Below are 23,757 nucleotides of genomic sequence, written 5' to 3' on the forward strand. Positions count from 1 at the left end.
GTGTTGACGAGCAAAAAGCTGGGGCGTGGGCCGGTGGCGAGCGACGTGCCTGCACGCAGTCCGAAGCGGCAAGCCGGCAGGGAGCAGTCCGACACCCAAGTATCGGAGCCGAAAAAACGGATGCGTCGACGCGAGCGACTCGATAGTCGGCACCATCGAACGATATGTCGCCGGCGCCCGCGCGCATCGCGGGCGCCGGTTTGCACGGACGGTGCCGGCTACACGTTGGTCCAGGCGTCGGTGCCCTTTTGATACTGCATCACGCCGCCGTGGATCCGCACCCGCAGGTTGCCGTCCGGCACCTGCACCCAGTCGATCATGTCGAGGCTCATCATCAACGCGACGAAGAAATCCTGCACCTTTTGCGACGTGCTGGCCTGCCAGAGGTCGATGCGCCCGACGCACGCTCGCATGTCGCCGCTTTGCTGCATGATCGTCTCGACCTGCCCGGCGACATCCGCGGCCGTGTCGTAGACGTTCGTGCCGCCGTCTCCGACGATAGACAGATGGATCCCGCGCACCAGCGTCGGCTGGCCCGGCGTCTGCTCGACGAGCGCGATGCAGCTCGTCATCGCGCCGAAATCGATCTCCGTCGCATCGCCCCATTTGCGCTCGCCAACCCGCAGCGGCGCGGGACCGTGTACGTTCTCAATGATGTAGGACATGGGTTCCCCTCATGACTGGACAGGACTGCCGGTAGCAGGCCGCGACGCGTTCAACCGGAACGTGCGTCGTGCCCGCCGCTCACATCCCGCATCGGCCCGGACGGCCCGGCGGGTCGTGTCGATCGATACTGTGTCGCTGCACGCACGGCAGGCGATCGCCCCGCGGTTCGCACGACGCGATTGCCCGCGGCGTTCGTCATCGGCGCCGCGCGCTGCGTGCGGCCAGGTGCGCTACGTGCCCTTCTTGTCCAGCAGCGCCTGATACTTCTGCAGGCTCTCGTCGATCCTGTCGAGCGCGACGCTCGCGGCCTCGCCTTCGATCGCCTCCGCGGCGCCCGCGACGACCGCCGCGGTCGCGACGAACAGGTCCGTCAACAGCAGACCCACCGCATCCATCGCCATGCCTTTCACGTCCTCGTCGATGGTCTTCTGCGCCAGATCCTTCATCAGCACGCTCTTGCCCGCGATCGCCAGCGACGTCGACGCTTCGAAGTAGTTGGCCGCGGCCTGCGCGACCATGCCGCCTGCCTGCGTGATCATCATGTTCGGGCCGACGGATATCTGCGTCGTCGCGTAGGACGCCGCCTCCGCGTTGATCGCCTGCACGGTCTTCAGCGCCGACGGGGCGCCCCCGGTCGCACCCGCGATCTGGTCCGGCGCCTTCAGCGCATCGGTGAACCTGCGCAGCCGGTTGATCGGCCATGCACGCTTGCCGGCTGCCGAAGCAGCGGCGTGCGGCGCGGCATCGGCCTGCGTCGTCGCTTCGGCTGCGGCGTTAGCGACGTCATCCGGCGCTTGCGTCGCGCCTGTTCCGCGTCCATCCAAAAGACCTTTCATGTTCATGACTTAGGTGTCCCGATAGTCGTCGCGTCCTAATGCGTGGGGCCCGTCTGCGGCCCGGCCGCCGTGGGTAGCGCCGCGCCGCCCGATGGCGGCTTCGGCGACGCCTCGACGGACAGGATCATGGCCACCGCCTTCGACACGACGGCGTTCGAAATCTGGTTCAGCGCCGCCTGCTGCTGCGTCATGTTCTGCGCCGAGATGCCGACGGCCTGGCTGAACATCTGGTAAAGCATGCCCAGCGCCTGGGCCGGCGATCCCGCGACGACGTTCACGTTGGTCTGCGTCAGCGCGTCGGTAATCTGCTCATTGACTTTGTCTGCCACGAGGCCTCCTCGGATCTCGGCTCCGGCATGCGATTGAAGGAACGGGCGGGCCGGCAGGCCATCGACGCCGTGCATGCAGTCAGGAACGCTGGCTACCGGCATTCGTGAACGCGCTCACGCGAGTTCCTCGCGCAGCTTCTTGCGCAACAGCTCGACGCGCTTTCTGGCAAGCGGCTCGTTGATCCCGAGCGTCGCGGCGATGTGCAGATAAGGCCGGTCCTCCTCGAACTTCAGCGTGAACAGCATTTGCTGCTGCGGGGAGAGCATCGACAGCGCCTGCTCGAGGCGCAGCAGCTGTTGCCGAAGCAGCAGTTGCTGCTCCACCGACGGCGCGTGGCCGGCCAGCTCGACGGCGTGATCGTCGTCCCAGGCCGGGTCGAATTCGAGCATGCCGCTTTCGCGCAGACGGCGGCGCGCGCCATCGAGAAATGCGTGATTCAGCGCCAGAAAGAGAAAGCCCGCGAGGTTGCGAACGCGTTCGGGCGAGCGCTGCAGGTAAATGTGGACCTTGAGTGCGGTATCGGAAAGCAGTTCGTCGGCACGGTGAATATCGCCCTTGCACAACAGGCGCGCGCGGCGCCGCAATTTCCCCTGCATTTCCCGCCACGTGCGATCGAGCTGCTGCGCCGAAGACTCGGGCGTCGGGGCAGCGTGCTGGTTCGAGGTTGTCATCCCGTGTCTTCCTTTTTTTATGGAAAACACAGAATCGATTCGACACCGGGAATGGCGCTGTTACCCGCGTAACACCGATATAACGATAATCGGTTTCGGTAAATTTTCTTGATTATTATGAACGGAAATTTTAATTCACCGGCATAGCCCGATCCGTCGTTTCAGATACGCCGCCGGGCCTGACCGAATAACGGCATTGCGATGAAAAAGAACGACTACCGCCGCGATGCGTCCGTGCGTCGGCATGCTGCTTTCCATGTCGGTCGATCCAGCGCGCTTGCCGCCGAAATGCCGCCCTGTCCGGACTGCCTGCCGATTATTTCAATTCTTTCGTTATTCATTTTTCACGTCATGCCGAAGGCAGCGTTTTTCGCTAGGTGGCCGCATCGTCAAACAACCTCGCGCGGAAAACATGCCTGCCCTTGCTGACGCTCAAACGCTGCGCAATATACCGATACTGACCGATCTCCCGGACAGTCTGCTCACCCACATCGAGCGGCACGTCACGCCCTGGCCCGAACACGGCAATCGCCTGTTGTTCTTCAAGGGCGATCCGGAGGATTTCGTCGCGTTCGTGCGCCATGGCCGCGTCTACAAGACGCTGCACGAACCCGGCGGCCGCGAGATCATTCTCGGCCACGCCATACCGGGTGACCTCATCGGCGAAAACACGCTGATTCGCGCGCACCGGCGCAGCTTCACCGCCCAGTTGAGCTCCGACTGCCGCGTTTTGCTGCTGCATCGCCAGCACTTCGCGCCGCTGCAGGCCAACGCGGAATTCATGGCGCGCGTCCACGACCAGCTGTGCCGGCACATTCATCAGTTGAGCGACTTCGTCGAGTCGGCGTGCCTGTACCGGCTCGAAGCACGGCTCGCGCGCCATCTGCTGAACCGCATGCAAGGGAATGGTCTCGAGGTGCCGCTGCCGGAGAGCCAGAGCATCCTCGCCGCAATGCTCAACGTCAGCCGGCCGCGGCTGAACAGCAGCCTGCAGAAGATGCAGCGCGACGGCCTGATCCGGCTACACGAACACGGCGTGACGATCGAGAAACCGGAGCGGCTCCGGACCATCGCCGACGCCAATTGACACCCGCCCCGGCAAGCGCATGCGCAATGCAGCGCCGCCGTGCGGGCAGGTGGCGCGCGCCGGGTTGCGCGGCGCGCCGTAACGGTCAGCCGCGGGTCAGCCGCGCCCGTGGCCGATGGCGTTCATCAACTGCGCGACGGCGGCCAGTTGCGATACGAAGTTGTCGTTCGCCGACCGCGCCGCGCTGGCCAGCGCCACCGGCGAGCCGGCATAGAGTTGCATGATGCCGACGGTCGTGGCGGCAAGATTGGACGCCGCCTGGTTCGCCTGCATCTGCACCGCGTTGTGAAGCAGGATCGCGGACGCATGGCTGTTCGACTGCATGAGCGTGCCCAAGGCCACGGCGGGCGCTTCGCCCACCACCTTGACGTTGGCTTGCGTGACTGCATCGGTCATCGCAGGGGAAACCTGTTCCGGCATGTCGTTGCTCCTGGTGTGCGCGCCGCCGAGGCGCAGTCATGAAGGCGTCGGTGGGTCGGTCGGCGCCGTCGATGCGCGGCAGGGCGCCCCGCCGCCACGGGCGTCGACACGACGTCGGGCGCCGGGCGACGGCCACCGCGATCGGGGCCGCTGCCCGGCGCCGACGCCGGCTTACGCGTCAGGCCAGCGCCTGGCCGAGCGCGAGCACGTCGGCCAGTACGGACAGCACGCCGTTCGAGCCGATTTCCGTCGCGGCGGCGCCGGCGCTCGCCGGCCCGAGCGTGTACAGCTGCATCGTGCCCACGTTCGTCGAGGTCGGCAGTTGCACCGCGGACTGCGACTGCTGCTGCACGGCGTTCTCGAAGAGCACGCTGAGCGAATGGCTCTGGGCCTGGTACAGCGAGCCCGTTGCCATCGCCGGCGCTTCGCCGACCACCTTGACGTTGGTCTGCGTGACCGCGTCGGTGATCGCGGCGTTGACCGTACAAGTCTTGCAGGGGTCCTTCTGGTCGTTTGCGTCATTCGGCATCGTATTTCTCCTGGTTGTCGAGCGGACACCGCATCGAATCGGCTCTGCCCGCTCCGTCGTTTGCTCCGGAACACCGCACGGCACCGTGGGTCAGGCACCGGCGGTCATGCTGCGACTCCGCGGCGCGGCGGCGGTATCGGCGGCGCGTGCCGCCTGCGCCGCCGCTCGACCGCGGCGCTGCGATGAGGCCTTACTGCTTGGTCACTGCCTTCCCGATCGCGATCACGTCGGCCAGAATGGAAATGATCCCGTTCGCGCCGATCTCCGTGGCGGCCGCGCCCGCGCTTTCCGGCCCGATCGTGTAGAGCTGCATCGTCCCCACGTTCGTCGACGTTTGCGACTGGATCGCGGCCTGCGACTGCTGCTGCACCGCGTTCTCGAACAGGATGCTGAGCGAGTGGCTCTGGGCCTGGTACAGCGAGCCCATCGCCATTGCCGGCGCTTCCGCGACCACCTTGACGTTGACCTGTGTGACCGCGTCGGTAATCGCGGGATTGACCTGGCACACTTGACACGTATCAGCCATTTGTAGCTCCTTGGTTCACGTAGTTGAGAGGTCGCACATGGGGCCGGCCGGTTCCGCGTTCGGCCGCATGACCCGCGTGCTACTCCATGGACGCTGGGCCGGGCGTATCGTGAACGGCGGCGGCGGGTTCGGACGGTTCGGCCGGATCGGCGCCGATGGTTCGCAACCTGTCCTCCATCGCGTCGAGCCTGACGGCGAGCCGTTCGGCAAGCCCTTCGGCAAGCCGTTCGGCGAGCGCATCGCCGTATTGGCGGAAGCAGGTTTCGATTTCCTGCCGAATCAGGCCCGTTAGCTGTTCCCCGATCATCATCAGCGCCTCGCGCGTGCTGTCCTGGATCTCCGCCGCGCCGGAGGCCTGCGCGTCGTCGTTCGGTGTGTGGGCATCGAGTACGCCCGACACCTTCTGCTGTTCCGATGCCAGCATGCCGAGGGTCGTCTCGTTCTGCATGTCGATCGTCTGCAGGATGCCGCGCATCTTCTCGTACGCCTTTTGCTGGTTGAGCTGCAGAAAATGCTTGATCTGTTCGCGCGCTTCGCGCCGGGTTTTCAACTGCGGCAAGGGTGGCTTCGCGGCGCTCGCCTGCGTGGCCGGACCAGCGGCGGGCGCCGACGGGTTCCCCTGCCCGCTCGACAGCCGCGCGAGCAATGCCTGTTCATCGCCCGGCTCGAGCGACCGGCCCAGGCGCTTCTCCGCGATCTGGCGCAGCAGGGGGGCGAGTGTGTCGTTGCTCATGGCTCATACCTCCTCGAGATTCGCCCGCGGCGCGGGTGCGTGAGGTTCCGGTTCGGATGGGCGCCGCGCGACGACGGGCTGGTCGGTATGCTGCAAGGGATATCGCATGGGGTTCTCCGGGAAAGGGATGTGCGACGGCCCGGCCGGAAATTTCGGCGGGACCGTTGCAGGGACGAACCGTGCGAGGGGGCTGTGAAGTCGGTCGGCACCGCGGGCGGGCGGCGTGCGCGAGGATTCCGAGGTCGCCGGCGTCCGGACGCGCGAGAAGGCGCGCATTGGTCGAACTACATGCCGTTCGAGCGGGCGGGCAGCACACGCGCGGCCGCGACTGTTCCCGACAATTCTTTCAAGTATCAGGAACCCAAATCAGTCCACCTGCCCCCTTAGCGACATTGAACGGACACCTTTGGTACGCACAAGCGCGTTGCGGCGGGCGATCGGCGGGCGGCTGCACCCGATCGCTGGCATGCTTCTTTACGCGGAATGATGTTTTTTTCTGGTATCGACGAGCCGAGATCGGGCGGTTTGGGGATGGTGCCAAGCATGCGCGCACGCTGATCCGACGGAGCGCCATTTTCAGTAGCGCTGCGGTACGCGACCGAGTACGCAGAGAGTAACCATCGCGGGCCGACTTGCCGCTACGTCGACGAAACCCGCAACGAAGGCAATCTCGACTCAATGCCCGCCGTTGATTTCCGTATCCTCGAAGGCCAGATGCTCGAAATAGCTTCCGGTGAAGTCGACGTCGAGCCCCTTGAGGCCGTGAGCTTCAATCGTGGTGCCGGTACAGTTCAGTACCTGCACCGAATGCCACGTGTTGCCGTCGAACCTGACACCGTTCCACTTGCATCCGAGAAATTTCACGTCGTTGAAAGCGCTGCCCTGAAAAGCAGCGTCGTTGAAGCTGCAATCAACGAATGTGCATCCGGAAATCGCAATCTCCGCAAAATCGCAACCGGTGAACGTGCACGCCGAGAACCGGCAACCCGTCCAGCCGGCCTGCCGGAATGACGTTCCGGTGAAACTGCTGCCGCTGAAACTGCTACCGACAAATTGCGCGAGACCCAGATCGAGGCCGGCATAGGCAGAGCTGTCCGCCTGACCAGACAGTCCCGCAGGCATGCCGCCCACGCCCTTGCGCCACTGATCGTGCTTGTGGATTATTTCGGCACTGCTCATTGGCCTGCGTCCCGGTGCGCGGGAGCAGCCGGATTGCGCTCATCCTTGCCCGACGGTTGCTCATCACCATCGTCGTCGGATGTTGCCGAATCTCGGCTGGCGAACCATGCGACCAGACCACCCAACGCAAGCAGCGGACCGAGAAACAGGAAGTTCTCGATCGCGAAATCGCTTACATCGTGCGAACCGTAGCTACCTCCGCTGATCTGCGCCACGGCCCCCATTGTTGCAATCGCGCCCCAGGCAGCCAGGATCAGCCCTCCGACACACACCGTAGCGGCAATCGTCGATTTACGCATCTCTGCTCCGTCAAGCGTTCTCGGAAGGGTTGCCGACGCTGACCTGAGGCAGCTTCGCGAATCCAAGGTGATTGGCTTCGTTCCACCACGTCCACGTCACGTCCGCCGGCGATACGTCCAGATGCATGGCCCGTGGGTCGGGGAACGCATCACCCTGCAACACGTAGGCCTGGCGATACCACTGATTGAACGTGGCCGCCCGATGATGATCGTCTGCCACACCGGCCTGCCAGATGCCCGTCACCGGGCACGTGCGTGTGCCGCGACACCGGATGGCCGGGTCGGGAAATTCGGCGACGCGCGCAATACCCTGCGTCACACGCGGATGCGATTCCACCGGCTGCACAGGCATCGGAATCGCATCCCCGACATAGTGGAAGAAGATCCGACCGTCCTCGGGCATCAAACCGGGGCGGCTCCGATCGAACAGTTCCTCGTTCCGGTAATGCATCGGTACCTGAGCCGCATTCCATGCGAAATGGCGTTCGGTGGTCGGATATTTCAGTTGAGCGAGCCAGTAACCACCGACAGGAGCGGCCGTCGTTTCCGCCTGTGGAGGAACGGCGACCTGCGGCCTCTCCGGCAGCATATAGCCGTCGGGCACATAGGCGCGCCCCGTACGCAGAGACGCGGGATGCGCCGCGGGTTTGACCGGCGACACCGGCATGGACGTCACCGCCTTCGCCGCGTCGATCAACATCTCCTTGTTGCCATCCCACTTGGGCAGCTTGGTGGGCGGTAGCGGCACGACCTTGTCCAGATTCGGCAGACGCAGGTCGGGGTCGCGCTCGAGACGATCGGCAAGGACACTGTAGCGCTCGGCACGGGCACGATCCTTCACATTGCCGACCACGGGATCGCCGTCGTCAAACGCACCGAACAGATACGCCGCGCTCTTGGCACTCCCGTATTTCACGCCTTCATGCAGAACCTTGAGGGCTTGCGCGTTGTCTTCACCGAGCGATTTATCGGAACCGACGAGCGTTGTTCCGAGAGCATATGCTGCATCTCCATTACCTTGAGCGAAACCGCATTCAAGCATTTTGAGTGCAACCTTTCGATTTCCCCAGAAGCCCGACTTCGGGTCGTCGTAGACTGCGTCAAGCTTGCTACCCAAATAAGCCATGGCGCTCGGGCTGCCTTTGTCCGCAGCAAGTTGCCAGAATGCGAACGCACGGCTGGAATCCTGCTTTACCCCAACCCCGTTCATGTAATAAGTCCCCATCAGATCGTAGGCAGCAGGAATACCCAGTTTCATCGCCTGCTCGGTGATCTGCACGGCACGCTCACTGTTGCGGTCGACACCCAGCCCCTGAGCATAGGCATTTGCAAGGTTCAGCATGGCTTTCCAGTGCTTGCGCTCGGCAGCCTTGGTCCACAGCGCGACGGCACCCGCATAATCACGCTGGTTTGGCCACAGCAACGCGCTCGTCATTTTCATCGCCTGCTGATTCCAGCGATCGGCCTCCGGATCAACAGGCGGAACCACGGCAGCTTCGTGCACGCAATCAAACGATTCGCGATGTGGATTGAAAGCGTCGAGCGACATATTTCGCGGCAGGGAATCGTTCATCGAGCAGGCCGTACATGCAAAAAACAAAGAAAGAGAAAACGCGCCCGCCAGGCGCAAACGCTTGGACGTTGTAGAACTCATCAAAACTCGCATGATTGGGACGCGCATTAAGCCAGCCGAACGCTTGACGTGCGCTCGTCTTGGAACGCCATCAGGAAGCCCGACAGATCCAGACCTCTCTTTCTTTGCATGACGTTCGAATCCATGAGCTTCTGCCACTTCATGAATGTTTCCTTGATTGCATCGGGACTACCGTCGCCACCATCATGTTTGCCGCCGGTATGAAGCTTCCAAACCCGCTTACGCAAATCGGTACTCTTGGCACGATCATCACTGCCCACATTGATCTCCGCATCAACCGCCATGCTCCGTAAATTCAGGTTGGCGCTACCGAGCGTGAAGAAACTATCGTCTATCAGCAGCAACTTGCTGTGGATATAGATTTCTCTGTACCGGGCCGCAATCAACTGTGCCGACAGCGGCAGCATCGGCGCTCGGTCCGGATCGGGCAATTCGCCCTTGGCTTGCTGCTTCTTCACATATTCATCCCAATCAGCCTGCTGCTTCGCCGTCTCGGTATTCAACTTGGAATTGCGCCAATTGCGGTCGAAGGCCCACAGGCTACCCACCAGCGTGCGAATGCCCATTTGATCGAGCGATTTAGCAAGAGACGCCTTATCGCCAAGGTCCTTGGCGCTTTGCGCCGCGGGCGAAAGCGGTGCCGGGTAAAGATCGGGATCGATTCTCCCGCCGCTCGCCTTCTGCCGCTTGACATAGGCGTCCCACTCCGTTTGCTGCCGCCGGTTGCGGGCGAGCTCATCCTCGACTGCCTTGTCCTGATTAGGCATGGAGGTACCGTGCCCCAGAACCTTAACCGTATCGTGCGTACGCGGCACCATTTGTATCCGCTCGGGTGTCGGAATGACAACCATCACGTGCAGGTTCGGTATGTCCGACGGCTTCCGTCCGGCTGACTGGCTGCACGCAAGGAACTCGGTTCGCCACTCCTTCAGCTTATTCGGCCATTCCGTATATTGAAAATACTGATTCTCGACGTAGATATAGCTTCTTGCAAAGGACGTCGCCTGCTCGTACAACGCCTTGATGGATTTGTCCTTTTCTTCGGGCTGCGTTCGGACGACTTGCGCCCGTTGACACGGCGTACCGAGATTCCGCGTCAGGCCCGCCGGTACTTTTTTGAAATCGTGCGTTCTCGAGATATTCGCACCCTTGCCCTTGGCGCGATTCCACGCGTCGGTGAAGTTCTTGCTCACCGCCACCAACGCTTCACCTCTAATACGGCTAGCGTAATCCTGGAAAGGCTTCAGACCCGGTTGAGCGTCGTTCGCCCCCTCCCATGACTCACCGCGACGTGGATCGAAGAAAAGGTGTTGCTGTGTGTCCCAATAGTCGGTCACGCTGTTCAAGCCCATTACATAGCCTACTGCGTGCGCACCGCCATCGTACTCGTAGTCAATCAGAATGGTCTTCTGGTGATCCGTGGCCACTTTCTCCAGACCCAACACTTCCGTGAAATCGCGTTTACCCGGCTCGCCCGCCAGACTTTCGTGAACCGCTTTGCTATTGCCATCTCGGGTACGAACCGACAGGGTGGGGAATCGCCCGGCAAACGCATCGTCGTACCACCGCGCATTGAAGTCCTCACGTCGCTCCTGAGGCGTCTGCGGTTGAGGTGGCTTGTCGGTTGGCAAATAGATGCCACCCGCGGCGCCGACCATCATGGCCATCTTTTCTTCATAGTTCAAACGACCGCTGCTGTGGCCCGGCATATTGTTCGAACCGAGACTACCGATGAAGCCATACCACGAGAGCAAACGCACTTGCACCGGCTTGCCGTTGTTGAATTTCCCGGCGGCTACATCGCGCAGCAGACCGCCCCAGGTATCTCCTCGCGGCCAAACCGTGCCCTTGCGGATCAGTTCCATGCCCGGGTCGAAACCCCAGCAAATGATTTCGACACTATGCTTGGCGGCCTTCAAGTCGGCTGCAATCTGCATGAATGCGTCCTCGCCGCAAATGAATACGTCGAGATTATTCTTTTCATAAGGCGGCGCGTAGTAGTCCGCCTGCTTTTCCAGAAACCACTGCGCACTAGCGACCGTCTGACGCTTGCAGACATCGACCGGCGCCTTCGATTTGTTTTGGGTATTGGTATCGGACATCACGTTTCTCGTCGAAAACTGCAGCAAATCGTCGGTCAGCCCTCTGCGTGGCGCTGGCGCGATTCCGGATCGCCGTCGACCGCCCGCCATCCCTGTGCGGCCAGTTGATCGTCGTCGCTCAACCCTCCTTCCATCACGGGCACCTCGATCTCGTGCCCATTGTGCAGCTTGACCGTATAGGAAGACGTACCCTTCTGGTGATTCGCGATGATCAGTTGACCATGCTCGTCGGTCACGCCGTCCGCAATCTTGGCCGCTCCCTTGTAAAGCGTGTACGGCTCATAGGCAAGCGGCCGGCCATCGTTCGGGTGGGAACGGAGCACTACCGCGAGGCTGTCCTGTTGCTCCAACTCCTTGAAGGTCAGGGGATCGGGCGCTTTCACAGCCTTGTTGTCCGGCCCGACGAGACTGTGCGACGCCGCATGTTCGCGCCATACGCCGCTCGTGCCATGCACAACGCCGCCGCCATTCCACTGGCTGTAGCTCGACCCGCCGTTGATCGACGCTTCGTCGCTCGCCTGGGTATTGACCTTCGGCGAGCGGAACACGATTTCTTCGCCTGCCTCCAGGATGATGCGCTTGGCGGCCTTCACCACCACATCCTCCTTGTGCGCCTCGATCCGCAGCTTCCCGTCTGCCGTGACCAGCGTCATTCCCTTGGCCGCGAACGCGCTCATCCAGTCTCCGACGCGCATCAACAGGCGGCGCCCCGCGCTGATTTGCGTGTTGCCGGCACTCACTGCATCGATGTTGGTCTGCGCCCCGAGCACCATGGCGTCCTGGCTCGCGACGGTCACGCCGGCCGGCCCCTCGATTGCCACCATCGGCGCGCCGCCGGAGCCGCCGCCGCCCTGGTCAACGTTGCTGCCAGCATCCCAGCCCTTGATCTGCGATGTGATCTTCTCGATGCGTGCGAGGTCGGTATTGTCAGCGTCGTTCGCAGCGGACGCATCGCCGAGGTTCCGTACCAGTTCCTGCAATTGTTCGATCAACGTCTGCAATGCCGTACGTTCAAGCATCTTGCCTTCGGCACGCCCCTGCTGCTGCGCGGTCACGTAGACGCCCTTCGCGGCGCGAATGACCGCCTGGGCATCGGTTCTGGCCTCCAAACCGTCGCCACGAGGCGCCCCTTTGCCATCGTTACGAGGCTCCGTCAGGTAGCCCAGGTTCAGCTGGGTATAGGTGTGTTCGCTGGCAAGCTGGCTGCTGATCTGGCCGGGCGTATCGTCGAAACGCAGCTGGTTGTAGCGATCCGCCTTGATCTCCTTGGTCTTGATGCCGGATAGATAGCGATTGCCCGGAAGCGAACCGGTGTGGCTGAACGTGGTCGGCATGTTGGGACCGCCGTGCAGCACCCCGGTCACGACCATCTTGTCGGGGTCGCCGTGCAAATGGTCGATCAGCACCTCCATTCCCGCGCGCGGCAGCATGTCCATGCCGTAGTTCGGGCCGGCCCAGGGGCTGACCCATCTCACCCACGCGCTGTCCCGCTCGGTTCCGCTGGTGCCGGCACCTTGCGCGTGGGCATGATCGTCCCCGCGCAAACCGAGAATCTGCACCTTGATGCGCCCCAATTCGTCGCAGTGCACTTCCTCGCCGGCTTGGCCAACCACTTTCGCGGTAAACGGATGCACAGCCGGCAAATCGACGCGCGGATCGTACGCTGGCGTCAGCGGCACACCGCGGCGCACGCAAATGAATGTGTTCTCGTAGCGAACCCCGGTACCCTCTTCGACCGGCAACGCGTCGAAACTCCAGCGACTCGCGGCAAACAGCGCCTGGGCTCGCTCGTCGAGCGCCTTCGAAAAATTGTTGGTGGCCCGGTGGTGCAAGCTGGTAACGACGAACTGCCGCTGCTCCTCGGGCCGGGTATCGAGCTCCGGATGCCCACGCAGCGTGAACCAGAAACCCGGCGAGACATCCCGGACGTCGCTCGACGCATGCACGCATTCGGCGCGATGCTCATGTGCCAGAATGCGAGCCTTCGCCAGACGCTCGTGGTCGGCATCCGAGTCCGCCGCATGCGGAACGTCGATGACCGAGTCGGCCAGCAGCTTCGCGAGATCGTTGCCTGCCTCGCCGTGATCGACGATCGTCTCCTGTTCGGACTGCGCCATCCTGCCGGTCTTGTAATCCCAACTGGCGCGCCGCACGCTTCCGGGCGTCAGTGCACGGGCCGTGGACCATAGCGTGACCGAGTCACGCTCCCGCGACTGCGTACCGCGGTGGTAAGGCACTTGGCCTGCCGCCGCCTGCGGCAGCTTCGTCGGATCGTCACAGAACACGAGCGTATGGACCGGCGTGTCCGTGGCCGCACCGTCATGCTTGCCTGCCCGGGCGTACCAGAAAATGCCGTCGCGTCGACACAACCGGCGAATGAACGCCGCATCCGATTCGCCCGCCTGGCGCGTCTGCTCGCGCTTTGGATACTGATTTCGATCCAGCACGAGTTCGAAATCGAAAGCCTGCGCCAACGCGGAGCTGCGTTGCTGCCATTCGTGCAGCAGCGTCTCCAGAATGTCCGGGACACTCATCGAACGAAACGTTCTGCTGTTGATCCGCTGATCGAGAATACCCAGCGCATCTCTCAATGTCAGTTGCACGCACGTGAGGGAACCGTCCGATTGACCGGCGCGGACATCCGTGATGATCCCGTTGATCGGATATGGCTTGCCTCGATCCGTCATCAGTTGCACCGAAAGCGGCAACCCCAAAAATGCAGAGAGCGGCAGATCCGGGCGTGACGACAAGCAGGTCAGGTGCCCTTCGAGGCCGACACAGAGACCCTCCGTCAAATCGATGCTCTGTGGTACCAGGACATGCGCCAGCGCATCCTGGTGACGGCCCCAATGAAACCGGATCGCACGTTTGTTCTGATCGAGCGTGCCAACGAAGGCGCGCAGCATTTCGGTCACGTTCACTTATAGATGGGCATTCGGAAACGGCGCTCTCAGATCGCCGAGTCACCTGCGCGCTTGGTTGTTTGGTCACCGATTCTAAATGCAACGTTCACACGAAGACAATCGCACCATGCTAAACAGCGCGCAATCACTCGACCGAAGCCGCAGAGAACGCCATGGGTCTCATCGGCGTCCATGGCGTGACCGCGGCGCACACAATCGGTCAATCCGACCCCTTCAACAATTAAATATCAATTCATTGATTTTATTAATTTTTTACGTTCTTTCGGGTGAGCGACGGTAAACGCCTCCATATCCCGGCACATACCGCCCCGCCCATTGCCCGACAATTCTTTACGGTCAGCTGGCAGCCAAGCTGATAGCATGCGTGTCGCACACCATGGCCGATCCTCCCTGGATCGTCGCGCGCCGAACCAACGCACGTATCGATTGCGTGATCAAACGGCGCACCACGTGTTTATCCCCGTAGAACCCGCAACACTCCGGCTCGCCTCCTCGCGACCCGTTGCAGTAACCGTTGGAGTGGCGCGCCCCGCGCCTGCAAGCATGAAGAAATCGAAGCAGCCCACCCGTCCCCCACGCGACAAAGACCGCACGCCGTTCGTCCGTGCCGGCGCATTGCTGCTGATGGCCGGCCTGCTGTACCTGCTGTGGCCGTCCGCGGAAACCGCCTACCTCGCGATGGAATCGGTGATCCGCTGACGTACGCGTCCGCCCACGCACTGCGCTATACTTGCGCGATGGAAACCCGACCCACCCCGCCGATCGCACATTGCTGGTGGCGCGCCTGACCCAGGCGGCCCGTTTCCTTTTGCATGTCCCAAACGTGATGCCGCCAGCGATGGCGGCATTGGCGTTTCTGCGCTGACGTCATCGCTGGCGGCTTCGACAACCCGGAGCCCACGACGACCATGACGCAACCCACCCGCCCGACCATCCTCACCGGCGACCGCACGACCGGCCCGCTGCACCTCGGCCACTACATCGGCTCGCTGCGCGCCCGCGTGCAGATGCAGCACGAAGCGCGGCAATTCCTGCTGCTCGCCGATACGCAGGCGCTCACCGACAACATGGGCCGCCGCCAGCGCGTGACCGACAACGTGATCGAGGTCGCGCTCGACTACCTCGCCGTCGGCATCGATCCGGCGATCTCGACGATCGTCGTGCAGTCGCAGGTGCCCGAACTCGCCGAGCTGTCGCAATACCTGCTCAACCTCGTCACGGTCGCGCGCCTCGAACGCAATCCGACCATCAAGGAAGAAATCCGCCTGCGCGGGTTCGAGCGCGACATCCCGGCCGGCTTCCTGACCTACCCGGTGAGCCAGGCGGCGGACATCACCGCGTTCAAGGCGACCCATGTGCCGGTCGGCGACGATCAGTTGCCGATGATCGAGCAGACCAACGAACTCGTGCGCCGCTTCAACGCGACCGTCGATCGGCCGGTGCTGGTCGAGTGCGAGGCCGTGCTGTCGTCGGTCACGCGGCTGCCGGGCATCGACGGCAAGGCGAAGATGAGCAAGTCGCTCGGCAACGCGATCACGCTCGGCTCGACGCCTGACGAGATCGCACAGGCCGTGAAGGACATGTACACGGATCCGAATCACCTGCGCGTGAGCGACCCGGGCCAGGTCGAAGGCAACGTCGTGTTCACGTTCCTCGATGCGTTCGAGCCGGACGTGGCGAAGGTCGACGAGCTGAAGGCCCACTATCGCCGCGGCGGCCTCGGCGATAGCGTCGTCAAGCGCGTGCTGAACGAGCGGCTGCAGGCGCTGATCGAGCCGATCCGCGCGCGCCGCCGCGAGTTCGAGGCCGACAAGACCGAAGTGATGGCGATCCTGAAGCGCGGCACGCTACATGCACGAGAAGTGGCGGGCGCAACGCTCGCGGAGGTGAAGGGGGCGATGGGGTTGACGTATTTCGATTGAGCGGCACCGTCACGGCCGCTCGCGCTCCGGCGCCGCCACGTGACACACGGCCTCGATCCGGTTGCCGGCCGGATCGACCAGAAAAGCCGCGTAGTAGTCGCCGTGGTACTGCGGCCGCAAGCCGGGGGCGCCGTCGGACTGTCCGCCCGTGGACAAGCCAGCCTCGAAAAACGCATGCACCTGCTCGCGGGAAGCAGCCTTGAAACACCAGTGCCGCTTGCTCGTCCCGACTTCGGCGGGATCCAGATACACCGCCAGAAAAGTCGATGCAGGGTCGTTCGCGCTGCAACGTTCGCCATAGCCGAGCGCATTGGGCCGGTCATAGACCTTGGTCGCGCCCAGCGCAGCCATGACGGCATCGTAGAAGGGGCGTGCCCGGTCGATATCCGGCACACCGATCGACACGTGATCGAGCAGTTGCATGGTGTTGGCTCCATTGAACGAGCACGAGTCTACACACCCGTCGTCGATCCGGCCGAGCAACCTTACCGACGACTACACTACCGACCGCGCCGTCTACGTGATCTGATACGTCGACGCCGGCACGAACTCCTCGGGCATCGGCCGATCGCCGAGTTCGAGCACCGACCGCTCGATCGTGCGCGTCATCGCATCGAGCGCGAGCGCATTCGGCGCGAGGCCGAACGGCTCGGCCACTTCGTTCGCAATCGCTTCGAGCGCGATCAGCGTGTAGGAAATGAACACGCAGATCAGCGGCGTGAAGAACTCCGTCGAATCGACGAGCCCGAACGGCAGCAGCACGCAATACGCGTACACGGTGCGATGGAGCAGCACGCTGTACGAAAACGGGATCGGCGTCGACAGGATGCGCTCGCAACCACCGACCGACTTGCCGAGCTCGTCGAGTTGCGTCTCGAACATCCAGCAGGTCGCTTCGCTGCCGGGCGCGCGCCCCAGTGCACGGACGATGCCGCCACGCAGTTCGTCGAGGATCGCGACCGGCTTGTAGCATTTGCCGCCGAGCGCGGCCGTGCGCTCCGCCCCGAGAATGCGCAGCAGGTCTTCGGTCGGATCGGTATGACGCAGTTGATGTTTCAACGCATACGCGAGCGCGATCAGCAGATCGGCAAGCCGGTTGCGCTCGGCGTCGCTCACGCTGTCGGGCAGGTAGCGATGCAGTTGCGACGTCACCGCGCGTGCGGCGATCAGCAGGTTGCCCCACAGATGCCGCGCCTCCTTGAAGCGCTCGAAGCTCGCGTTGTTGCGAAACCCGAGGAAGATCGCGAGCGCGAGCCCGAACAGCGTGAACGGCGCGGTGTTGAGCGGAATCTTCTCGCCGAAGATGCGCCCGTTCGTGAAGACCGCCAGCGTGCTGACGATCGCCATGAACACGAGCTGCGGAATGATCGATTGCAGCACGGAGCCGTTCCATACGAACAGCATCCGGAGCCAGTTCTGTCGTGGTCTGACGATCATGATGTTTTCTCGACTGCCGAAGGAATACGCAACCCGTTGCGCCCGCACCCGATGCGCAACGGCCCGCGCGTGGCGGGCCGCTGTTCGGTCGGATGCCGGGGCGGGCGCCGCGCTGCGCGTGATGATACGCGCGCGCCGCGCCGCGTCACGCTGCTTGCCGCTCAGTGATAGCCGATGTCGCCCTCGCGCACCTTGCCGCGGAACACGCGGTACTGCATCGCGTTGTACACGAGGATGATCGGCAGCACGATCACGGTGCCGACGAGCGCGAACAACTGGCTCGAATGGCTCGACGACGCGTCCCAGATCGTCAGCGACGGCGGCACGATGTTCGGCCAGATGCTGATCACGAGCCCGGTGTAACCGAGGAACACGAGCGCGAGCGTCAGCAGGAACGGCGTGGCCTCGTGCGCGCGCTTCACCGAGCGGAAGATGCCCCATACGCATGCGACGACGAGGATCGGCACCGGCAGAAACCAGCCGAGGTTGCCGCTGCCGAACCAGCGGTGCGCGACGGCCGGCAGCCCGATCACGGTCCACAGGCTGACCACGCCCATCACCGCGAGCAGCACGCCCGTGAGCGGCTTCATCAGCAGCCGCATCTTGCGCTGCAGTTCGCCGTCGACCTTCAGGATCAGCCAGCCGCAGCCGAGCGTCGCATAGGTGACGAGCACGCCGATCCCGCAAAACAGGCTGAACGGCGACAGCCAGTCGAACGGTCCGCCCGCGAACTGGTTGTTCACGATCCGGATGCCCTGCAGCAGCGAACCGAGCGTGATCCCCTGGCAGAACGCGGCGAGCGCGGAGCCGCCGATGAACGCGAGATCCCACAGATGCTGCGTACGATTGGCCTTCGCGCGCAACTCGAACGCCGCGCCGCGAAAAATCAGCCCGACCACCATCAGGATCAGCGGCAGGTAGTTGGCCGGCAGCAGCGTCGAATACACGACCGGGAACGCGCCGTAGAGGCCCGCGCCGCCGAGCACGAGAAACGTCTCGTTGCCGTCCCACACCGGCGCGACGGTGTCGAGCATCACCTGGCGCTCGGCCTTCGCGTCGAAGAACGGAAACAGCAGCCCGATGCCGAGATCGAAGCCGTCCAGCATCACGTAGATGAATACGCCGAGGCCGATGATCGCGGCCCAGACGACAGGAAGATCGATGTGCATGGTTACTCCGCCTCGGTGACGTTCAGCGGCGTGGACAGCGCGCTCTTGCGCAGCCCCGGATGCCGGTGCAGCTCGATGTAGCCGGCCTGGGCAGCCGGCCCGCGCTTCATCAGTTTCATCATGTAGTAGATCCCCGTTCCGAATACCAGGAAATACACGACCACGAAGATCAGCAGCGACACGCCGACCTGTTGCGCGCTGAGCGGCGCGACCGAATCGACGGTGCGCAGCACGCCGTAGACGGTCCACGGCTGGCGCCCGACCTCGGTCGTGATCCAGCCGGCGAGCAACGCGACGATGCCCGACGGCCCCATCGCCACCACGAACCACTGGAACCAACGCGTCTCGTACAGGCGCCCGCCCTTTCTCAGCAGCAGCCCGAGCAGCGCGGTCAGCAGCATCAGCATCCCGAGGCCGGCCATGATCCGGAACGTCCAGAAGACGATCGGCGAATACGGGCGGTCCTGCGGCGGGAATTCCTTCAGCCCGCGAATCTCGCCGTCCCAGCTGTGCGTGAGGATCAGGCTGCCGAGGTGCGGCACCTGGATCGCATAGCGCGTGGTTTCAGCCTGCATGTCGGGCAGCCCGACGAGGTTCAGCGCGGTGCCGCCCTTCTCGGTTTCCCACAGTCCCTCGATCGCCGCGATCTTCGCCGGCTGGTATTCGCGCGTGTTCAACCCGTGCGCGTCGCCGACGGCGATCTGGATCGGCGCGAGCACCAGCAGCATCCACAGCGCCATCGAGAAGCTGCGCTTCACCGGCTCGTCGCGGCGCCCCTTCAGCAGATGCCACGCGCCGCACGCGGCGACGATGAAGCCCGCGACGATGAACGCCGCGATCGTCATGTGCACGAGACGGTAAGGGAACGACGGATTGAAGATGACCTTGAACCAGTCGACCGGCACGACGAGGCCGTTCTCGATCCTGTAGCCTTGCGGCGTCTGCATGAAGCTGTTCGACGCGAGAATCCAGAACGTCGAGATCAGCGTGCCGACCGCGACCATCAGCGTCGCGAAGAAGTGCGCGCGGGGGCTGACGCGCTGCCAGCCGAACAGCATCACACCGAGGAAGCCGGCTTCGAGGAAGAACGCCGTCAGGACTTCGTACGTGAGCAGCGGCCCCGTGATGTTGCCCGCGACGCGCGAGAATCCGGCCCAGTTGGTGCCGAACTCGTACGCCATCACGACGCCGGAGACCACGCCCATCCCGAAGCCGATCGCGAAGATCTTCGACCAGAACTGGAACATGGATTTGTAGGCGGCGTCGCCGGTGACGAGATAGCGCCATTCCAGCACCGCCAGGAAGCTCGCCATGCCGATGCTGATCGCGGGGAACACGATGTGGAACGACACCGTGAATGCGAATTGCAATCGGGCGAGATGGAACGCATCGAAGATTTCCATGACCGTAATTTGCTCGTGGTTGTGAGGACGTACGCCCGAAGCAGGAAATCGCGCGACGACTTGGCGACAACACATGCGAACACAAACAGTCACCCGCATGGCATCGAAGCGTGAATGACGATATCGCGTTTGCAACGATACTCGCAATCACTCGAACGTGCGCTGAAACTGTGCTGCTGGCGCCGCCGAAGATGTGTGCACGGAAAACATGTTCCGTGCCCGCGGGACGGTCAGCTGTACTGCTTTCCGCGTGGCGGCGCTGTGCCTGCGGCGCACTGTTCACCCCGCTTAACATGTGATGCAACGCCTGCCGTGGCGGCCGCGCGCCCTTCGGCGCCCGCCCGGCGGCATCGATTCCCGTCGTTCGGCGCATGCGCCGTACCCGGCCGGCCCGCCGGCCGCCCCGCCTGGAGAAACCTGCATGACCCACCGCGACGATCCGACCGGCAGCACCGCGTGTCAGGTGACGCGCCATCGTGCCGGCGACGCGTGCGACACCGTCGATCGCGTCGTCGACGAAACCCCGGTTGCACTCGTGTTCAACGGCATCGCGCACACGGTCATGATGGCGACGCCGATCGATCTCGACGCGTTCGGCCTCGGCTTCGCGCTGAGCGAAGGCATCGTCGAGCGCGCGTCGGACGTCTTCGACGTCGAAAGCGAATGCCGGCCCGGCAGCGCCGAAGTGCGGCTCACCGTGTCGCAGCAGGCGTTCATGGCGCTGAAGGCGCACCGCCGCGCGCTGGCCGGCCGCACGGGCTGCGGCGTGTGCGGCATCGAAAGCATCGCGCAGCTCGACCTGCAGCCGCCGCGGATCGCGGCCGCCGGCACGGCCGCGGACATCGGCGCCGACGCGATCGCGCGCGCCGCGCGTGCGTTGCCGGCCCGGCAGACGCTGATGCGCGAGACGGGCGGCATCCACGCGGCCGCGTGGTGCGACCGCGACGGCACGGTGCTCGACGTGTTCGAGGACGTCGGCCGTCACAACGCGCTCGACAAGCTGATCGGGCGGCTCGCACGCCGCCGTGCCGACCTGCGCGCGGGTTTCGTGTTCCTGTCGAGCCGCGCGAGCTACGAACTGGTGCGCAAGGCCGCGCGGGTCGGCATCCCGATGCTCGCGACGATCTCCGCGCCGACGTCGCTCGCGATCGACGTCGCCCGCGCAGCCGGCGTGCGGCTGCTCGGTTTCTGCCGCAACGACGGCTTCGTCGAATACGTGTCGCCCGCCGCCGTTCACCTCGACCCACCGGCGCCCGCACCGGCGCACCCGGCCCACTCGTCATGAAACACCTGTTCGATTTCGATGCCGCGCAGCAGCAATTCGCCGGCGCATTCGCGCCGCTCGAGGCCGTCGCGTCCGTGCCCATCGCGCAGGCGGCCGGCCATGTGCTGGCCGCGCCGCTGACCGCGTTGCTCGACCAGCCGCCGGCCGACCAGAGCGCGATGGACGGCTACGCCGTGCGGTACGCCGACCTCGCGCACGGCGAACCGCTGCGGGTCGCGCAGCGCTGTTATGCCGGCGACATGCCGGCGCCGCTGGCGCCGCGCACGGCCGCACGCATCTTCACCGGCAGCCTGATTCCGCCCGGCGCCGACACCGTCGTGATGCAGGAGCATGCGCACGAACGGGACGGCGGCGTCACGTTCGACGCGCCCCAACGCAGCGGGTCGCACATCCGCCGCCGCGGCGAGGAAGTGCGCGCCGGCGACCGGCTCGTGCCGGCCGGCGTGCGGATGGGTGCGATGCACGTCGGCGTGGCCGCCGCGCAAGGGATGGCGCGGATCGACGTACGCGCGACGCTGCGCGTCGGCATCCTGACGACCGGCGATGAACTGGTCGCATGCGGCGAGCCGCGTGCGCCTCAGCAGATCTACAACAGCAACGCACCCATGCTCGCCGCGCTGGTCGCGGGCACCGGCGCCGACGTCGCGATGCGCATGCACGCCGCCGATACGGCGGCCGCCGTCGATCGGGCACTGCGCGACCTGCACGCGCACTGCGACCTCGTGATCTGCGTCGGCGGCGCGTCGGTCGGCGACAAGGACCTGCTGCGTCCCGCGCTGGCCGCGCTCGGCGCGTCGTTCATCGTCGCCGGCGTGCGCATGAAGCCCGGCAAGCCGGTCGCGCTCGCGCGGCTCGATACGCGGCCAGTGGTGCTGCTGCCCGGCAATCCGGGCGCCGCGATGACGACGTTCGCGCTGTTCGTCGCGCCGCTGATCCGCCGCCTGCAGGGGCGCGACGCGTGCGTGCCGATCGTGCCGTCGCTGCCGATCGACACCGGTTTCGAGCCGGATGCGCAGCGCGAGCGCTTCGTGCGCGTGCGCCGTACGGTGGGTGCCGACGGCGCGCCCGTGCTCGATACGTTGCGCCAGCAAGGCGCCGGCACGCTGGCGTCGCTCGTGCTGGCCAGCGGGCTCGCGCGGCTGCCGGCCGGGCGCACCCTCGCGCGCGGCGACGCGGTTCCGTACTACGAATTCGCGCACTGGCTCGCATGAGCGCGACGCCGACTACCCGCCCGGCGCGACGCCTTCGCGCCGTTCGTCGCGCCTGTCGCGCGTCCCGCGCGGCGAACTGTATTCCTGCCATTCGGGCACGATTGTGTCTCTGCCGGGAAAACCCGCCGGACTATGCTCACGATGAGGCTCGTCACGACCTGTGCGCCGACCCGTCGGCACCCGCACGGCCGAGCGGCGATGCCCCTCCGCTTACTTCATGCAGGCCGACGACCCGATCGTGAATGCCATCGTTTCCGCCGCGCCGGCCGCCGCCGCTTCGTCCGGCGACGCATCGCCCGGCGCTTTCTCCCGGCCGTCCGACACGCTCGGCCGTCCGTTGCGCGACCTGCGCCTGTCGGTCATCGACCAGTGCAATTTCCGCTGCGGCTACTGCATGCCGCGCGAAAGTTTCGGCGCGGACTACGCGTTCATGCCGTCGTCCGAACGCTTGTCGTTCGCGCAACTGGAAAAGATCGCGCGCGCCTTCACGTCGCTCGGCGTCGAGAAGATCCGCATCACGGGCGGCGAGCCGCTGCTGCGCCGCCATCTCGAAGCGCTGATCGAACGGCTTGCCGCGCTGACGACCGTCGACGGCAAGCCCGTCGAAATCGCGCTGACGACCAACGGCTCGCTGCTCGCCGCGAAGGCGCGCGCGTTGCGCGATGCGGGCCTGTCGCGCGTGACCGTGAGCCTCGATGCGCTCGACGACACGGTGTTCCGCCGGATGAGCGACGCCGACGTGCCGGTATCGCGCGTGCTGGCCGGCATCGAGGCCGCGCATGCGGCCGGGCTCGCGCCGGTGAAGGTCAACGCGGTGATCGAGCGCGGCGTCAACGACGACCAGATCCTGCCGCTCGTGCGGCACTTCCGGCACACGGGCGTGGCCGTGCGTTTCATCGAATACATGGATGTCGGCGGCGCAAGCTTCTGGTCCGGCGACAAAGTCGTGCCGGCCGCGCGGATGCGCGAGCTGATCGACGCACACTACCCGCTCGTGCTGGTCGGCGAACCGGGGCACGACGCCACCGCGATCCGTTGCGCGCACATCGACGGCGCGGGTGAAGTCGGCTTCATCGCGAGCGTGTCGCATCCGTTTTGCGGTACCTGCTCGCGCGCCCGCGTGTCGGCCGACGGCCAGTTGTATACGTGCCTGTTCGCGATGCAAGGCACCGACCTGCGGCCGTGGCTCGGCGATGCGGCCTCGACCGGCGATCTCGCCGCCGCCGTGCGCGCATGCTGGACGCAGCGCGACGACCGCTATTCCGAGCGCCGGGCCGCACGGCCGGCCCGCGCGCCGGGCAAGACCTATCCGACCGTGCGCATGTCGCTCGTCGGCGGCTGACGGGCCGCCGCGCGACACAGGATGCGCCGCCC

General features: G+C 64.6%; 23 protein-coding genes. 6 read left to right on the forward strand and 17 right to left on the reverse strand.

Going from position 1 to position 23,757, the window contains the following annotated elements; genetic code table 11:
• Positions 1 to 218 precede the first annotated feature (218 nt).
• From WS95_RS00490 to WS95_RS00505, 4 genes are all read right to left on the reverse strand, one after another.
• On the reverse strand, positions 219 to 665 hold the full coding sequence (locus tag WS95_RS00490; protein WP_059821690.1) for a hypothetical protein: 447 nt from the start codon (positions 663 to 665) through the stop codon (positions 219 to 221).
• 231 nt (positions 666 to 896) lie between these two features.
• Positions 897 to 1,508, reverse strand: a complete 612-nt coding sequence (locus tag WS95_RS00495) for a hypothetical protein (RefSeq protein ID WP_034209301.1) — start codon at positions 1,506 to 1,508, stop codon at positions 897 to 899.
• Between the two features lie 29 nt (positions 1,509 to 1,537).
• Positions 1,538 to 1,831 (reverse strand): RebB family R body protein, encoded by a 294-nt coding sequence (locus WS95_RS00500; protein ID WP_059821692.1) that lies wholly within the window; start codon positions 1,829 to 1,831, stop codon positions 1,538 to 1,540.
• A gap of 114 nt (positions 1,832 to 1,945) precedes the next feature.
• Complete coding sequence (locus WS95_RS00505; protein WP_059502937.1) at positions 1,946 to 2,503, reverse strand: RNA polymerase sigma factor; 558 nt, start codon at positions 2,501 to 2,503, stop codon at positions 1,946 to 1,948.
• Positions 2,504 to 2,747: 244 nt separating this feature from the next.
• Here WS95_RS00505 and WS95_RS00510 point away from each other — a divergent pair, with 244 nt between their 5' ends.
• On the forward strand, positions 2,748 to 3,590 hold the full coding sequence (locus WS95_RS00510; RefSeq protein ID WP_257139519.1) for a Crp/Fnr family transcriptional regulator: 843 nt from the start codon (positions 2,748 to 2,750) through the stop codon (positions 3,588 to 3,590).
• 96 nt (positions 3,591 to 3,686) lie between these two features.
• Here the strand turns inward: WS95_RS00510 and WS95_RS00515 are convergent, their stop codons facing one another.
• The 9 genes from WS95_RS00515 to WS95_RS00555 all read right to left on the reverse strand — a co-directional run bounded on the left by WS95_RS00515 (position 3,687) and on the right by WS95_RS00555 (position 13,938).
• Positions 3,687 to 4,010, reverse strand: coding sequence for a RebB family R body protein (locus WS95_RS00515; RefSeq protein ID WP_034209304.1), 324 nt, complete (start codon positions 4,008 to 4,010; stop codon positions 3,687 to 3,689).
• Positions 4,011 to 4,188: 178 nt separating this feature from the next.
• Complete coding sequence (locus WS95_RS00520) at positions 4,189 to 4,539, reverse strand: RebB family R body protein (protein WP_059785207.1); 351 nt, start codon at positions 4,537 to 4,539, stop codon at positions 4,189 to 4,191.
• A 190-nt stretch (positions 4,540 to 4,729) separates the two neighbouring features.
• Complete coding sequence (locus WS95_RS00525; protein ID WP_034209306.1) at positions 4,730 to 5,065, reverse strand: RebB family R body protein; 336 nt, start codon at positions 5,063 to 5,065, stop codon at positions 4,730 to 4,732.
• A gap of 79 nt (positions 5,066 to 5,144) precedes the next feature.
• The gene (locus WS95_RS00530; protein WP_059821697.1) at positions 5,145 to 5,798 is read right to left on the reverse strand and encodes a hypothetical protein; all 654 of its coding nucleotides are present in this window, start codon (positions 5,796 to 5,798) and stop codon (positions 5,145 to 5,147) included.
• A gap of 675 nt (positions 5,799 to 6,473) precedes the next feature.
• Entirely contained in the window at positions 6,474 to 6,977 is a 504-nt protein-coding gene (locus WS95_RS00535) for a pentapeptide repeat-containing protein (RefSeq protein WP_059785214.1), read from the reverse strand.
• A complete protein-coding gene (locus tag WS95_RS00540; RefSeq protein WP_034209309.1) occupies positions 6,974 to 7,276 on the reverse strand; it encodes a hypothetical protein in 303 nt (100 codons plus the stop codon). Before WS95_RS00540 ends, WS95_RS00535 begins: the two co-directional genes overlap by 4 nt.
• Positions 7,277 to 7,286: 10 nt before the next feature.
• Positions 7,287 to 8,849, reverse strand: coding sequence for a tetratricopeptide repeat protein (locus tag WS95_RS00545; RefSeq protein WP_034209310.1), 1,563 nt, complete (start codon positions 8,847 to 8,849; stop codon positions 7,287 to 7,289).
• 107 nt (positions 8,850 to 8,956) lie between these two features.
• A complete protein-coding gene (locus tag WS95_RS00550; RefSeq protein ID WP_034209311.1) occupies positions 8,957 to 11,032 on the reverse strand; it encodes a phospholipase D-like domain-containing protein in 2,076 nt (691 codons plus the stop codon).
• A 35-nt stretch (positions 11,033 to 11,067) separates the two neighbouring features.
• Positions 11,068 to 13,938: a type VI secretion system Vgr family protein gene (locus WS95_RS00555; RefSeq protein ID WP_034209498.1), complete on the reverse strand. Its 2,871-nt coding sequence runs from the start codon at positions 13,936 to 13,938 to the stop codon at positions 11,068 to 11,070.
• 561 nt (positions 13,939 to 14,499) lie between these two features.
• Here WS95_RS00555 and WS95_RS35255 point away from each other — a divergent pair.
• Together WS95_RS35255 and trpS are read left to right on the forward strand one after the other, a co-directional pair.
• Positions 14,500 to 14,655 (forward strand): hypothetical protein, encoded by a 156-nt coding sequence (locus WS95_RS35255; RefSeq protein WP_164725445.1) that lies wholly within the window; start codon positions 14,500 to 14,502, stop codon positions 14,653 to 14,655.
• 209 nt (positions 14,656 to 14,864) lie between these two features.
• On the forward strand, positions 14,865 to 15,878 hold the full coding sequence (gene trpS / locus WS95_RS00560; protein WP_059821699.1) for a tryptophan--tRNA ligase: 1,014 nt from the start codon (positions 14,865 to 14,867) through the stop codon (positions 15,876 to 15,878).
• Positions 15,879 to 15,887: 9 nt separating this feature from the next.
• On the opposite strand, the gene WS95_RS00565 is transcribed toward trpS, so the two are convergent.
• The 4 genes from WS95_RS00565 to WS95_RS00580 all read right to left on the reverse strand — a co-directional run bounded on the left by WS95_RS00565 (position 15,888) and on the right by WS95_RS00580 (position 19,887).
• Complete coding sequence (locus WS95_RS00565) at positions 15,888 to 16,301, reverse strand: VOC family protein (RefSeq protein WP_059821701.1); 414 nt, start codon at positions 16,299 to 16,301, stop codon at positions 15,888 to 15,890.
• Positions 16,302 to 16,394: 93 nt separating this feature from the next.
• Positions 16,395 to 17,315, reverse strand: a complete 921-nt coding sequence (locus WS95_RS00570) for a bestrophin family protein (protein ID WP_059821703.1) — start codon at positions 17,313 to 17,315, stop codon at positions 16,395 to 16,397.
• Positions 17,316 to 17,476: 161 nt separating this feature from the next.
• Positions 17,477 to 18,484 (reverse strand): cytochrome d ubiquinol oxidase subunit II, encoded by a 1,008-nt coding sequence (cydB, locus tag WS95_RS00575; RefSeq protein WP_059821705.1) that lies wholly within the window; start codon positions 18,482 to 18,484, stop codon positions 17,477 to 17,479.
• 2 nt (positions 18,485 to 18,486) lie between these two features.
• Positions 18,487 to 19,887: a cytochrome ubiquinol oxidase subunit I gene (locus tag WS95_RS00580; protein ID WP_034209316.1), complete on the reverse strand. Its 1,401-nt coding sequence runs from the start codon at positions 19,885 to 19,887 to the stop codon at positions 18,487 to 18,489.
• A 421-nt stretch (positions 19,888 to 20,308) separates the two neighbouring features.
• Here WS95_RS00580 and fdhD point away from each other — a divergent pair, with 421 nt between their 5' ends.
• The 3 genes from fdhD to moaA all read left to right on the forward strand — a co-directional run bounded on the left by fdhD (position 20,309) and on the right by moaA (position 23,725).
• A complete protein-coding gene (fdhD, locus tag WS95_RS00585) occupies positions 20,309 to 21,172 on the forward strand; it encodes a formate dehydrogenase accessory sulfurtransferase FdhD (protein ID WP_059821707.1) in 864 nt (287 codons plus the stop codon).
• Complete coding sequence (locus WS95_RS00590; protein ID WP_059821709.1) at positions 21,169 to 22,383, forward strand: molybdopterin molybdotransferase MoeA; 1,215 nt, start codon at positions 21,169 to 21,171, stop codon at positions 22,381 to 22,383. The genes fdhD and WS95_RS00590 overlap by 4 nt, the downstream gene beginning before the upstream one ends.
• A 217-nt stretch (positions 22,384 to 22,600) precedes the next feature.
• Positions 22,601 to 23,725: a GTP 3',8-cyclase MoaA gene (gene moaA, locus WS95_RS00595; RefSeq protein WP_059821710.1), complete on the forward strand. Its 1,125-nt coding sequence runs from the start codon at positions 22,601 to 22,603 to the stop codon at positions 23,723 to 23,725.
• Positions 23,726 to 23,757 lie beyond the last annotated feature (32 nt).

This window comes from Burkholderia sp. MSMB1826, assembly GCF_001526325.1.
GTDB lineage: Bacteria > Pseudomonadota > Gammaproteobacteria > Burkholderiales > Burkholderiaceae > Burkholderia.

Excerpts from the sequence above, each read along its gene's own strand:
- WS95_RS00490 (WP_059821690.1), bottom strand. The coding sequence starts at position 665 with ATGTCCTACATCATTGAGAACGTACACGGTCCCGCGCCGCTGCGGGTT.
- WS95_RS00495 (WP_034209301.1), bottom strand. The coding sequence starts at position 1,508 with ATGAACATGAAAGGTCTTTTGGATGGACGCGGAACAGGCGCGACGCAA.
- WS95_RS00505 (WP_059502937.1), bottom strand. The coding sequence starts at position 2,503 with ATGACAACCTCGAACCAGCACGCTGCCCCGACGCCCGAGTCTTCGGCG.
- WS95_RS00510 (WP_257139519.1), top strand. The coding sequence starts at position 2,748 with ATGCTGCTTTCCATGTCGGTCGATCCAGCGCGCTTGCCGCCGAAATGC.
- WS95_RS00515 (WP_034209304.1), bottom strand. The coding sequence starts at position 4,010 with ATGCCGGAACAGGTTTCCCCTGCGATGACCGATGCAGTCACGCAAGCC.
- WS95_RS00520 (WP_059785207.1), bottom strand. The coding sequence starts at position 4,539 with ATGCCGAATGACGCAAACGACCAGAAGGACCCCTGCAAGACTTGTACG.
- WS95_RS00525 (WP_034209306.1), bottom strand. The coding sequence starts at position 5,065 with ATGGCTGATACGTGTCAAGTGTGCCAGGTCAATCCCGCGATTACCGAC.
- WS95_RS00530 (WP_059821697.1), bottom strand. The coding sequence starts at position 5,798 with ATGAGCAACGACACACTCGCCCCCCTGCTGCGCCAGATCGCGGAGAAG.
- WS95_RS00535 (WP_059785214.1), bottom strand. The coding sequence starts at position 6,977 with ATGAGCAGTGCCGAAATAATCCACAAGCACGATCAGTGGCGCAAGGGC.
- WS95_RS00540 (WP_034209309.1), bottom strand. The coding sequence starts at position 7,276 with ATGCGTAAATCGACGATTGCCGCTACGGTGTGTGTCGGAGGGCTGATC.
- WS95_RS00545 (WP_034209310.1), bottom strand. The coding sequence starts at position 8,849 with ATGAACGATTCCCTGCCGCGAAATATGTCGCTCGACGCTTTCAATCCA.
- WS95_RS00550 (WP_034209311.1), bottom strand. The coding sequence starts at position 11,032 with ATGTCCGATACCAATACCCAAAACAAATCGAAGGCGCCGGTCGATGTC.
- WS95_RS00555 (WP_034209498.1), bottom strand. The coding sequence starts at position 13,938 with ATGCTGCGCGCCTTCGTTGGCACGCTCGATCAGAACAAACGTGCGATC.
- WS95_RS35255 (WP_164725445.1), top strand. The coding sequence starts at position 14,500 with ATGAAGAAATCGAAGCAGCCCACCCGTCCCCCACGCGACAAAGACCGC.
- trpS (WP_059821699.1), top strand. The coding sequence starts at position 14,865 with ATGACGCAACCCACCCGCCCGACCATCCTCACCGGCGACCGCACGACC.
- WS95_RS00565 (WP_059821701.1), bottom strand. The coding sequence starts at position 16,301 with ATGCAACTGCTCGATCACGTGTCGATCGGTGTGCCGGATATCGACCGG.
- WS95_RS00570 (WP_059821703.1), bottom strand. The coding sequence starts at position 17,315 with ATGATCGTCAGACCACGACAGAACTGGCTCCGGATGCTGTTCGTATGG.
- cydB (WP_059821705.1), bottom strand. The coding sequence starts at position 18,484 with ATGCACATCGATCTTCCTGTCGTCTGGGCCGCGATCATCGGCCTCGGC.
- WS95_RS00580 (WP_034209316.1), bottom strand. The coding sequence starts at position 19,887 with ATGGAAATCTTCGATGCGTTCCATCTCGCCCGATTGCAATTCGCATTC.
- fdhD (WP_059821707.1), top strand. The coding sequence starts at position 20,309 with ATGACCCACCGCGACGATCCGACCGGCAGCACCGCGTGTCAGGTGACG.
- WS95_RS00590 (WP_059821709.1), top strand. The coding sequence starts at position 21,169 with ATGAAACACCTGTTCGATTTCGATGCCGCGCAGCAGCAATTCGCCGGC.
- moaA (WP_059821710.1), top strand. The coding sequence starts at position 22,601 with ATGCAGGCCGACGACCCGATCGTGAATGCCATCGTTTCCGCCGCGCCG.